The organism is Terrabacter terrae, assembly GCF_039529575.1.
Lineage (GTDB): Bacteria > Actinomycetota > Actinomycetes > Actinomycetales > Dermatophilaceae > Terrabacter > Terrabacter terrae.
Genome location: NZ_BAAANB010000157.1, coordinates 1 through 12,111, shown reverse-complemented (window position 1 = coordinate 12,111; position 12,111 = coordinate 1). Strand labels below are relative to the sequence as shown.

The window sequence follows — 12,111 nt, the reverse complement described above, 5'->3', positions numbered from 1 at the left end:
TGGTTCCGCTGGCGCCGAACGTGTGGCGCATCCCCCTCGTGCGAGACCTCGTCAACGGCTTCGCGTTTCGCGACGACGACGGCCAGGTCACCCTCGTCGACATGGGCGTCTCCCGCTCCGGGCCGAAGGTCCTGGCCGCCCTCGCCGCGATCGGCTCCGCCCCGTCGGACGTGACCCGGCTCGTCCTGACGCACGCGCACCCGGACCACGCGGGCGGGGCGGCGCACGTGGCTCGCGCCACAGGGCGCGGCTTCACCGTGCACTCGGACGACGCGGCATACGCCACCGAGGGGTCGTCGCCACCGCGCGACCGCAGCTTCCTGCTGGGGCGGCTCTTCGACCGGATGTCTCGGCCCGGCAAGGACTTCGAGCCGGTCGTCGTCGAGCGGGAGATGACCGACGGGGAGGTGCTGCCCATCGCCGGCGGCGTGCGGGTCGTCCACACGCCGGGGCACTCGCCGGGCCACGTCTCCCTGCTGCACGAGAGCTCCGGCACGCTGATCACCGGCGACGCGATCTTCAACGTGCTCGGGCTGCGCTGGCCGGTCAAGGCGTTCTGCACCGACTTCCGGATGACCCAGCAGACGGCCCACGTGCTGGGCGAGCTCGACTACGACGTCGCCGCCTTCACGCACGGCGCCGAGCTGCGCAGCCGGCCCCGGGAGTCCATCCGGCGGTTCCTGCTCAGGCACCCGACCGGCTGAGCGCCTGCGGCCTCTCCACAGGACGTGTCCACAACTGTGGACACACCTTGTACAGCCACGGGTGTGCGAATGGGTACGCACTGTCCGTGACGAACTTCGGATACACCCTGATGACCGAGCAGAGCGGTCCCAAGGACCTCGTGAGGTGGGCCGTGGGCGCCGAGCAGGCGGGCTTCGACTTCGAGGTCTCGAGCGACCACTACTCCCCCTGGCTGGCCGAGCAGGGCCACGCGCCGTATGCGTGGAGCGTGCTCGGCGCCGTCGCCCACGCCACCGAGCGGGTCGAGCTCATGACCTACGTGACGTGCCCGACGATGCGCTACCACCCCGCCGTCATCGCGCAGAAGTCGGCGACGCTGCAGCTGCTCGCCGACGGACGCTTCACCCTCGGGCTCGGCAGCGGCGAGAGCCTCAACGAGCACGTCGTCGGCGAGGGCTGGCCGGGCGTCGTGACGCGCCAGGAGATGCTCGCCGAGGCGATCGAGGTCATCCGCAAGCTGCACTCCGGCGACCTCGTCACCCACCACGGCGAGTACTTCGACGTCGACTCCGCGCGCGTCTGGGACCTGCCGGACATCCTCGTGCCCGTCGCGGTCGCCGTCAGCGGCGACATGTCGATCGAGCGGCTCGCCCCGCTGGCCGACCACATGATCGCCGTGCAGCCCGAGGCCGAGCTCGTCGACACGTGGAACCGCACCGAGGGCGCCGAGCGCATCGGCTCCGGCGCCCGCGCCGTCGGCCAGATCCCGATCTGCTGGGACCCCGACGAGAAGGCCGCGGTCGAGCGCGCCCACGAGCAGTTCCGCTGGTTCGGCGGCGGCTGGTCGGTCAACTCCGACCTGCCCACGCCGGCCGGGTTCGCGGGCGCCACCCAGTTCGTGCGACCCGAGGACGTCGCCGAGTCGATCCCGTGCGGTCCGGACCTCGACAAGATCGTCGAGTCGGTGAGCGCCTACTGGGAGGCCGGCTTCACCGACATCGCGCTCGTGCAGGTCGGCGGCGACGCCCAGGAGCGCTTCCTCGACGAGGCGGCCGGTCCCCTGCTCGAGAAGCTGCGCGCTGCAGCCGGCTGACGACTCAGGCTGCCTTCCCGGCGCGCTCGGCGAGCAGGCGCTCCCGGCGCTTGGTGATGTCCGCGCACTCGACGCAGACCTCCTCGGGTACGAGCCCGACGCGCATGAGCAGTCCGAAGAGGATGCAGCCGACGCAGATGCCGAGGACCGACTCGAGCGCCGGGAAGAGCACCATGATGACGCCGATGACGACGACTGCAGTGAGGGCCGCCGAGGAGCCGGTGACGAGGCTGACGACCCAGAGCGCGGTCGCGGCGACCGTCATGACAGCGCCGATGGCCGCCGCGAACCGCTTGGGCGGGCCCGCCGTGGGGCGCTTCGGCGCGGAGACGGCGGGTCGGATCCACCGCTGCACGAGCCGCGCGACCGGGCTGGCCGAGGGTCCGAGAGCCGCGCGCAGGCTGAAGTCGACCGCCAGGACGGCATACAGCCACCACTGCTGCGTCGCTAGGGCGATGATCCCCACGGCGAGGACGACGGCGGCGATGAGCCGGACCGTCACGTCGTCGACGACCGAGGGAAAGCGCGAGGTACTCATGCCCGAATTATTGCTTGCATAAGCGTCGCTTATGCACGTGGTCCACCATCCGGGCTGTCCCCCGGCGCGCCCTAGGCTCGTGCCATGGCCCTACACATCGGTGCACACGTCGACCAGGAGGACCCGATCGCCGAGGCGAAGGCGCGCGGCGCCTCCCTCTCGCAGCTCTTCCTCGGCGACCCGCAGAGCTACAAGGGCCCGGTCATCCGGTATGCCGGTGGCGCGCAGGCGCTCAAGGCGGACGCCGCGGCCGCGGGCGTCGACCTCTACGTCCACGCGCCCTATCCGATCAACGTGGCCAGCCTCAACAACCGCATCCGCATCCCCGGCCGCAAGCTGCTCCAGCAGCACCTGAGCGCCGCGGCCGAGATCGGTGCCAAGGGGGTCATCGTCCACGGCGGCCACCTCGGCGTCGACGAGGACGCGGCCAAGGGCTTCGACAACTGGCGCAAGTGCATCGACGGCCTCGACCTGCCGGTGCCGCTGCTCATCGAGAACACCGCCGGGGGCGACAACGCCATGGCGCGCCGGCTCGAGGCGATCGCCCGGCTCTGGGACGCCATCGGGACGGCGTCGGGCAGCGACCAGGTCGGCTTCTGCCTCGACACCTGCCACGCCCACGCCGGCGGCAACGACCTCGGCAGCGTCGTCGACGAGGTCCGCGCCATCACCGGACGCATCGACCTCGTCCACGCCAATGACTCACGCGACGAGTTCGACTCCGGTGCCGACCGGCACACGAACTTCGGCTCCGGCCACATCGACGGCGAGGCCCTCGCCGGTGTCATCCGTGCAGCCGGCGCCCCGGTCGTCTGCGAGACCCCGGGCGGCCTCGAGGGCCAGGCGGCCGACATCGCCTGGCTGCGCGAGCACGCCGGCTGACCACCGTCCGAGCACGACAGAGGCCACGAACCGGGTGTGGGGGCGCCGGCTCGTGGCCTCTGGATCGGTGGGCGTGGGGAGGCGTGTTCCCCGCGCCCGGGAACGGGACGGCTACCGCACGGTGACCGTCTGCTCGGACAACCCGTCGGAGCGCGAGTCGGAGACGAGCACGCGCACCGTGTAGGTGCCCGGCGCGGCCCAGGTGTGCTTCCCGCCGATCGTGGCGACGCCGTCGGCGCCGGCCGCCGAGACCGTCGCGTCCTCGGTGACCGAGCCGTCGCCGTACTGCACGCGGGCGGTGTACCTGCCGTCGGGCACGCCGCCGCTGACCGACCCGAGCACGACCTCGGTGGCCGCACCGGACTGCGTCGACGCGTCCGCACCCGGCTTCGCCTGCATCGCCGAGCCGTTGTCGGCGACGGCGAAGACGTGCACCCGGCCAGCCGACTTGGGGTCACCGGTCTGCGTCGGCATCGTGATCGAGGCCACCGTCCTGCCCGCCGGGATGTCGAGCGGAGCGGTCGCGAACAGCTTCGCGTGGCAGCTGTCGGTGCTGGTGCCGTTGAGGCGGTAGGCCATCTCGAGCGCCACGACGTTGCCGAACTGGGGCGAGCCGCACCAGTCGCCGTACTGCACCGGGTAGCTCGTGGCCGAGCCGTCGGTGAACCGGACCGTGGCGACGGTGTCCTGGTTCTTCTGCGTCGCGGTGCCGATGAGCGACAGCTTCGTGGCACCCGGGGCGAGGGAGACCGCGAGCGTCTGGCCGGCGCCGGTGGCGTTGTCCTTCTGCCCGACGGGGATCCCCGGCATCGAGAACCTCAGGTCGGTGCCCGGCACCGTGAGGAGCTTGCCCGGGACGCCACCTGCTGCGGCGAGCGCCTCTCGGGACAGGCCCGCACGGTCGCCGTCGCAGGGGACCGAGTCGCCCACGTTGCCGAAGCAGACGGAGTCGAACCCGGCGGCATACGTCGGCACGGAGGCCTGGTGCACGGTGGCACCGCCCGCGGCCGTCCCGCTGTCGTTCGCCGTCGTCACGGTGACGGTCGGCCGGTAGTAGCCGGGTTTGGCCCACGTGTGCGAGCCGCGGATCGTGTACGAGCCGAGGTCGCCGGCGGTGATGGAGCCCTCGGAGGTCGAGCCGTCACCCCAGGCGATGGTCGCCTTGGCCGTGGCCGAGGGGTCCTGCCCCTGGCCGACGCCGCCCGAGAAGGTGCCGACGGTCCCGGTCCAGGCGGTGTCCTCCGACGTCTCGATCGCCGGGCCGGCGGCCACCTTGATGCCGGTGTTCTGGGCCTTGGAGCCGTCGGTGAGGAACTCGATCTCCGCCAGGTTCGGGGCATCGGCGCCCTTCGTGGCCGTCACGACGAGGCGGTACGAGGTGTACGTGCCGTTGTCGCGCAGCTTGAAGGGGCGCGTCTGCACCCGCCACGGGAAGGACTGGCCGGTCCGGGTGTCGAGCGTGCGCCACGTCTTGCCGTCCTTGCTGCCCTCGACCCGCCAGGCGGACGGGTCGCCGGCGGCGGGGCCGGAGGTGATCGTGTACCACGTGGCCCGCTGCCCGACGCCGGACAGGTCGAACGTCACCGTGGGGGTCGCCGAGGTGAACGCGGCCGACGTGCGCGACGTGTCGTCGAAGAGCTTGGCGGCGTCGGTGTTCGCCAGGCCGGTGGCCGAGGCAGTGCCGCGGCCGGGTCCGGTCATGTCGCGCAGCGGCTTCGGCGCCTCGGTGCCCGTCGTCAGCGAGGGCGGGGCGTCCTGGGCGCGCGAGCCGTAGTCGGACGGCGAGGAGCCCATCGCGAAGTCGAGCTGGGTCGGGCCGGCGAGCTGCGCCTGGTCGATCGAGACCGACTTCTGCTTCTGCCCGTTGACCGTGACGCCCTGGACGTAGAGGTTGCTCTCGGAGTTGCCCGGGGCGTTGACCACGAGGTCGCCCTGTGTGCGGTGCACTGTCACCTGCGAGAACTTCGGCGAGCCGACCGCCCACTGCGACGAGCCGACCTGCAGCGGGTAGATGCCGAGCGAGGACAGGACGTACCACGCCGACATCTCGCCGTTGTCCTCGTCGCCCGGGTAGCCCTGGCCGGTGTCGGTGCCGACGTAGAGGCGGCGCAGGATCTCGCGGACCTTCTCGGCCGTCTTGTACTGCTGGCCGGTCCAGTCGTACATGTACGCGATGTGGTGCGAGACCTGGTTGGACTGGCCGAGCTGACCCATCCGGACGTCACGCGCCTCGAGCATCTCGTGGATCGTGCCGCCGTAGCCGCCGGGCTTGGTCGCCGTCTCGGGCGTCGCGAAGAAGGTGTCGAGCTTCTTGGCGAGTGCGTCGCGGCCGCCGTAGAGGTTGGCCAGACCGGTGCCGTCCTGCGGTGCGTGGAAGGCGAAGTTCCAGCCGTCGGTCTCGGTGAAGTCACCACCCCACGCCTCGGGGTCGAAGGTGGCCGGGAAGCTGCCGTCGGGCTTGCGGCCCTGGAAGAAGCCGACCTTGGGGTTGAAGGCGTTGACGTAGTGCGTGGCCCGCTCCAGGAAGTACTGCGACTCCTCCTCGAGCTGCGCACGGCGGCTGTCCGGGGTGGCCGGGTCCTTGGCGAGCTTGGCTGCCATGTTCCCGATGCCGAAGTCGTTGACCAGGCCCTCGAGGCCCCACGACACCGACTCGCCCGTGCTCGTGCTCGTGTAGCCGAGGAAGATCGAGGTGTCGAGGCCCTTGCGGCCCACGGCGCTCGAGGTCGGCAGCACGGTCGCGTTCTTGACCGCCGCGTCGTATGCCGCCAGCGGGTCGGGCAGCTTGACGCCCTTGACGTACGCGTCGGCGAACGCGACGTCCGAGCTCGTGCCGGTCATGAGGTCGGCGTAGCCGGGCGAGCTCCAGCGCGCGACCCAGCCGCCGTCGCGGTACTGCTGCACGAAGCCGTCGGCGATCTCCGCCGCCACCTCCGGGTAGAGGAGGCTGTAGGCCGGCCACACCGTGCGGTAGGTGTCCCAGAAGCCGTTGTTGACGTAGACCTTGCCGTCCTTGACGGCGGCGTTCGTCGTCGTCGCGCTGGCCGAGCCCGACTTGGCCGCAACGGGACTCGCGTACTGGTAGTGCGGAGCCGCAGCCGTGCCGGTGTTCTCGAACTGGCTGTTGGGGTAGAGGTTCAGTCGGTAGAGGTTCGAGTAGAGGATCGTGCGCTGCGTGTCGCTGTCGGTGTCGGCGTTGGTCTTGACCCCGACGACGCCGAGGCGCTTGTTCCACGCGGCGTTGGCGGCCGCGTGGACGGCGTCGAAGTCACGGTCGGCCAGCTCGAGCGCGTGGTTGCGCTGGGCCTGGTCGAGCGAGATGAACGACGTCGCCAGCTTGAGCACGACGGTCTTGTCGCCGCTCGTGTCGAAGGAGGCGTACCTCGTGCCGGTGTGCCCGTTCGGGGCCGTGCCGGTGGCCGTCGCGGGACGGTCGAAGCTGCCGTAGACGAACATGCGGCTCCGGCCGGCCGACAGGCCGCTGCCGTTGTCGACCCAGCCGGTCACGGTGCCGCTCGCCGCGTCGACGCTGAAGGTCCCGTTGTTGTCGATCGTGTCGAGGACGAGGCTGCCCTTGGTCGTGCCGGACGGGAACGTGAACCGGTAGACGCCGCCGTGGTCGGCGGGAGTCATCTCCGACACGAGACCGCCCTGCAGCACGGCCTTGTAGTAGTCCGGCCGCGCCACCTCGGTCTTGTGGTCGAAGGTGAGCGCGCGGCCTGACGCGCTGCCGGTCGGGATGCCGGTGGTCGCGGACGGCATGACCGAGAGCTGGTTCCGGTCACCCATCCACGGGCTGGGCTCGTGGGAGATCGCCAGGCCCTGCATCACCGGAAGGTTCGCCGCGTTGTTCCCCGCCTGGTAGTAGTACTCCCACGACTGGGAGTTCGCGTTCGTCACCGGGGTGAAGAACGTGAACCCGTTGGGCAGGGCGCTGATCGGCAGGTTGTTGCCGCGCGAGAAGCTCCCCGAGGCGTTCGTGCCGCGGCGGGTGTCCACGAAGTTCGTCAGGTCGGACGCGTCGGCGGTGGCGGGGTGGGCCTGGACGTCGAGGTCGTCGATCCAGCCGCCGAAGCGGGTGTCCTTCTTCGCGGTGTCGTTGTCGTAGCCGACGAGGATGCGGTCGATGGTCTTGCCGGCGGCGACCTTGCCGACGTCGACGGACACGGCGTTCCACTGGTTGGCGTAGAGGATCTTGCCCTTGCCCTGGCCGTTCGGGCTGGCGGCGACGCCGTTGGCGTCCTTGGCCTGCAGGTCGGACAGGTAGGTGCCGTCGGTGAAGTGCAGGTCGAGCGCGCTGTAGGTCGACGGGTAGGTGAGGTCGCCCGCGACCATGTCGGGGAAGACCTTGTAGGACAGGCGCGTCGCGGGGTTGACCGGCAGGTCCACGTCGAAGAGACGGTTCCACGCGTAGCCCCGGCCGTCGGCGGTGTGGCCGCCGGAGTAGCGCAGCGCCTTGACGCCGGTCCAGCCGACGAGTGGCTTGATGTTGAAGCCCGAGATGGGGCCGGAGCCGACCTTCGTCACCATCGGCGTCGCGGGCCCGGTGCCCGTCGAGCCGTCGGAGATGTCCCAGTCGGCGAGCTGCACGATGGCTCCGGAGTGCACCGCCGTCACGTTGAGGCGGTAGTACGCGTACGTCCCCGGGCTCTTGACGGTGAAGTCCTGCTTGGCGAACCGTCCCGAGAAGTCGATGCCGGTGCGCGTGTCGAGGTCGGTCCACGTGGTGCCGTCGCTCGAGCCCTGCAGGCTGAAGTCCTTCGGGTCACGCTCGGGGGAGTCGTTGGCCGAGGTGAGGGAGTAGCGCAGCACCTTGGCGGGCGAGCCGAGCTGGTAGCGCACCCAGCCGCTCGAGGCGAAGGCGAGCCACTTGGTGTCGGGGTTGGCGTCGGCGAGGTTCGCCGCCACCTCACCCGGCGAGTTCTCGGAGCTGGCCGTCACGGCCGCCACCTGCCCGAGCAGGCTGCCGTCGACGCTCACGGTGCCCGTCACGTTCTTCTGGCGCGGCCCGTCCGGGCCCACCTCGACGGCCCCGAACGCCGGCTGCGGGTCGCCCGACTCGAACGAGGTGGCGAAGTCGCCCGTGGCGTCGGACGGCGCCGCTGCAGCTCCGGGCGGTCCGGCGACCGCCCCCATCGTCGAGGTGACCAGCAGCGCCATCGCCACGGCGCCTCGCTGGATCCCTGAGGTCACACCCATCGTTCCTCCGTGCTCGTCGTTGAGCGGTGCTGCGCGGGGTTGCGCTGTCATGTCCCGCCGACACTGGACGGAAGGTGCAAAAGCAGTCAACGACGTCCCTTGAACTTGTCCGGTCAGGACAGCCAATCGGACAGGAGTGCCGGCGACGCGTCCGGATCCGCCGATTCGCTTGCACCACCACTCGCCGTCTGGTCGGATGTCCGCCATGACAGCGTTGTCTGACCACCGGACAGGGACGCGTCCGACGATGGCGGACGTGGCCGCCGAGGCCCACGTCTCCGTCAAGACCGTCTCCCGCGTGGTCAACCACGAGCCCGGCGTCCGGCCGGACACCGCCGAACGGGTCAAGGCCGTCATCGAGCGTCTGGGCTTCCGCCGCAACGACGGCGCCCGGCTCATCCGCCAGGGACGCACCTTCACGATCGGCCTGGTCGTCGAGGACCTGGCCAACCCCTTCTACTCGCAGATCGGTGCCGCGGTCGAGCGCGAGGCACGCATCCGCCAGCACCAGCTCATCACTGCGAGCGCCGAGGGCTCCCCCACCCGCGAGCGGGCCGTGCTCGAGGCGCTCATCGCCCGCCGCGTCGACGGCATCGTCGTCGTGCCGGCCGGGGAAACCCCCTCGGCGGATCCCACCGTCGAGGCGAGCGGCACCCCCATCGTCTACATGGACCGGCCCGTGCGAGGCGCCACCAACGACACCGTCCTCAGCGACAACCAGGGTGGTGTCCGCAGCGCCGTCGAGCACCTCGTGGCCCACGGCCACCGGCACATCGCCTTCCTCGGCGACGACCCCGGCTTCTGGACGGCACGGCAACGGCGCGAGTCGTTCGTGTCCACCCACCGCGCCCTCGGCTTGCCCGGCCCACCGCGCGTGTCGATGGGCCCGCACACCACGACCTCGATCCGCGACCTGCTCGCCGTATGGGCCCACGACTCGGACCCGACGACAGCGGTGATCACCGGCAACAACCGCGTCACCCTCGCCGCGCTGCACGCGATGCGCGACCTGCGCGTGTCCCTCTCGATGGTCGGCTACGACGACTTCGAGCTCGCGGGTCTGCTCGACCCGCCCGTGACGGTCGTCCACCAGGACCCGGCAGCCATGGGGCAGAAGGCAGCACAGCAGCTCTTCGCCCGGTTGCTCGGCGACGAGTCCGCTCCCCAGACCGTCGTCATGGCCACCCGGCTCATCGTCAGAGCCTCAGGAACTCGACGGGGAGGACCCGCACGATGACATCGTCACTCGACACCACCCACGAGCCCACCCGGCTCGCGATCAACACCCCGCACCGCTTCTACCGTGGCGGCGAGCGCATCCTGGCCTTCCGCGGCCTGGCCGTGCCCGAGGGCTTCGACGGGCACCGGCCCGAGGACTGGATCGCCTCCACGACCCGGCTGTTCGCCGAGGGCGGCGACGGCATCACCCGCCTGCCCGACGGCAGCGACCTGCCCGGCGCGCTCGCGGCCGAGCCGACGGCCTGGCTCGGCGCCGAGCACGTGGAGGCGCACGGCGTCGTGCCGGGGCTGCTGACCAAGCTGCTCGACAGCGGCGAGCGCCTGCCCGTGCACTCCCACCCCGACCGGTCCTTCGCGAAGGCGCACCTGCACTGCGACAACGGCAAGACGGAGGCGTGGATCGTGCTCGAGGCCGAGCCGGGTGCGACCGTGTGGCTCGGCTTCCGCGAGGAGGTCGACCCCGACACGCTCGCCGAGCTGGTCGAGGCCCAGGACGATCGGCTCCTCGCCGCGCTCAACCCGGTCCAGGTGCAGCGCGGCGACGCCGTGCTCGTCCCGGGTGGCCAGCCGCACGCGATCGGCGAGGGGATCCTGCTGCTCGAGCTGCAGGAGCCCACCGACCTGTCGGTCATGCTCGAGCACGAGCGCTTCGGCCTCGAGGAGGCGCACGCCTTCCTCGGCCTCGACCGGCCGCTGGCCCTGCGCAGCGTCGACCACGGGCCGCTCACTCCCAGCGCGCTCGAGGACCTGCGCTGCCGGTGGACCGACGTGAAGGGTGTCGGTCCGGCTCTGCCGACCGGGGCCGAGGCATACTTCCGGGCGCAGGTCGTCCGGCCGACCGGCCCGTCCCCTGCGGCGTCGGTCACCGCCCCGGCGGGCTTCGCCGTGACGGTCGTCGTCGAGGGTCGAGGGACGCTCGCGACGGAGTACGGTGCCGCCAGTGGCGCACCGATCGACATCGCCTGCGGCGATGTCCTGCTCGTCCCCCACGGCGCGGGTGGGGTCCGCGTCACGGGGGACGTCACCGTCATCCGGTGCATGCCGCCGGCTGGCACGACCGTGGCCTGACGTGGACCGTCCACGCAGCGCGCAACACACCACAGACCTGCCGTCCCGAGGGGCCGGCAACCAGACCGCGAGTCACGAGCTCCCACTTCGGGGTAGGCCGCGGAACCAACTAGGAGGATCAATGCGCAACAGGGCTGTTGCAACCCTGGCGATGGCGGGGGTCGTCTCCGTCGCACTCGCCGCCTGCGGCTCGACGTCGGACAACACCGCGGCGGGCGGCTCGACCCCCGGCGGCGGTGCGTCGACGTCGCTGCAGACCAAGGCCGGCGGTGCCGGTGGCGACGTCGGCGTCTTCACGTGGTGGGCCGCCGGCTCCGAGAAGAAGGGGCTCGACGCGCTCGAGGCCCTGTTCAAGGAGAAGTACCCGAACGACAAGTTCGTCAACCTGGCCGTGGCCGGTGGCGCGGGGTCCAACGCGAAGGCCAAGCTCGCGTCCGACCTGCAGAACAACCAGCCGCCGGACTCCTTCCAGGGCCACGCCGGTGCCGAGCTCGCCGACTACATCGACGCGAGCCAGATCGAGCCGGTCAACGACGTCATCCAGGCGCTCGGTGGCGAGTCGGTCTTCCCGAAGAACCTGCTCGACCGCCTCACGGTCGACGGCAACATCTACTCGGTGCCGTCCAACATCCACCGCGCCAACGTCGTGTGGGCGAACGTCGCGGTGCTCAAGAAGGCGGGCATCAACCAGCCGCCCAAGGACATCAAGTCGTGGATCGCCGACCTGGACAAGGTCAAGGCCTCCGGCGTCTCGACCCCGCTGTCGGTCTCGGGCACCTGGACCCAGGTCCAGCTCTTCGAGAACGTCCTGATCGGCGACCTGGGCGCCGACAAGTACAACGGCCTCTTCAAGGGCGACACCAAGTGGGACTCGCCGGAGGTCAAGGCCGCGGCGGCCGACTACAAGAAGCTGCTCACCTACACCAACACCGCCTCCGACGGTGACGACTGGCCCGTCGCGACCGACATGGTCATCGACGGCAAGGCCGCCTACAACGTCATGGGTGACTGGGCCGTGGCCGAGTTCACGGACAAGGGCAAGAAGCAGGACCAGGACTGGACGTGGTTCCCGACCCCGGGCACCGACGGCGTCTTCGACTTCCTCGCCGACTCCTTCACGCTCCCCAAGGGTGCGAAGAACCCCGGCGGCACGAAGGACTGGCTCATGCTGATCGGCTCGGCCGAGGGCCAGAAGGCCTTCAACCTGGCCAAGGGATCGATCCCGGCGCGCACCGACGTGCCGAAGACCGACTTCCCGGCGTACCAGCAGGCGGCGATGGACGCGTTCAAGTCCAACACCATCGTCTCCTCGATCGCGCACGGTGCGGCCGTCTCGCTCGCGTGGAACGCCGACATCAGCACGGCGATCAGCAAGTTCTACAGCAGCAAGGACGACGCCACCCTGGTG

General features: G+C 70.8%; 8 protein-coding genes. 6 read left to right on the top strand and 2 right to left on the bottom strand.

What is annotated here, in order from left to right; translation table 11 throughout:
- Both ABD194_RS20260 and ABD194_RS20255 read left to right on the top strand, forming a co-directional pair.
- The coding region (locus ABD194_RS20260) for an MBL fold metallo-hydrolase (protein WP_343994873.1) at nt 1-704 on the top strand (704 nt) is incomplete at its 5' end.
- 86 nt (nt 705-790) lie between these two features.
- Entirely contained in the window at nt 791-1,777 is a 987-nt protein-coding gene (locus tag ABD194_RS20255; RefSeq protein ID WP_343994871.1) for an LLM class F420-dependent oxidoreductase, read from the top strand.
- Nucleotides 1,778-1,781: 4 nt separating this feature from the next.
- Here the strand turns inward: ABD194_RS20255 and ABD194_RS20250 are convergent, their stop codons facing one another.
- A complete protein-coding gene (locus tag ABD194_RS20250; protein WP_343994869.1) occupies nt 1,782-2,315 on the bottom strand; it encodes a DUF4395 domain-containing protein in 534 nt (177 codons plus the stop codon).
- An 84-nt stretch (nt 2,316-2,399) separates the two neighbouring features.
- On the opposite strand from ABD194_RS20250, the gene ABD194_RS20245 reads away from it, so the two are divergent.
- On the top strand, nt 2,400-3,197 hold the full coding sequence (locus tag ABD194_RS20245) for a deoxyribonuclease IV (protein WP_343994867.1): 798 nt from the start codon (nt 2,400-2,402) through the stop codon (nt 3,195-3,197).
- 111 nt (nt 3,198-3,308) lie between these two features.
- Here ABD194_RS20245 and ABD194_RS20240 read toward each other — a convergent pair whose 3' ends face one another.
- Entirely contained in the window at nt 3,309-8,396 is a 5,088-nt protein-coding gene (locus ABD194_RS20240; protein WP_343994865.1) for a GH92 family glycosyl hydrolase, read from the bottom strand.
- Nucleotides 8,397-8,601: 205 nt separating this feature from the next.
- Here ABD194_RS20240 and ABD194_RS20235 point away from each other — a divergent pair, with 205 nt between their 5' ends.
- From ABD194_RS20235 to ABD194_RS20225, 3 genes are all read left to right on the top strand, one after another.
- A complete protein-coding gene (locus ABD194_RS20235; protein WP_343994863.1) occupies nt 8,602-9,633 on the top strand; it encodes a LacI family DNA-binding transcriptional regulator in 1,032 nt (343 codons plus the stop codon).
- Nucleotides 9,630-10,703, top strand: a complete 1,074-nt coding sequence (locus tag ABD194_RS20230; RefSeq protein WP_343994861.1) for a class I mannose-6-phosphate isomerase — start codon at nt 9,630-9,632, stop codon at nt 10,701-10,703. Before ABD194_RS20235 ends, ABD194_RS20230 begins: the two co-directional genes overlap by 4 nt.
- A gap of 121 nt (nt 10,704-10,824) precedes the next feature.
- On the top strand, nt 10,825-12,111 hold a 1,287-nt coding region (locus tag ABD194_RS20225; RefSeq protein WP_343994859.1), incomplete at its 3' end, for an ABC transporter substrate-binding protein.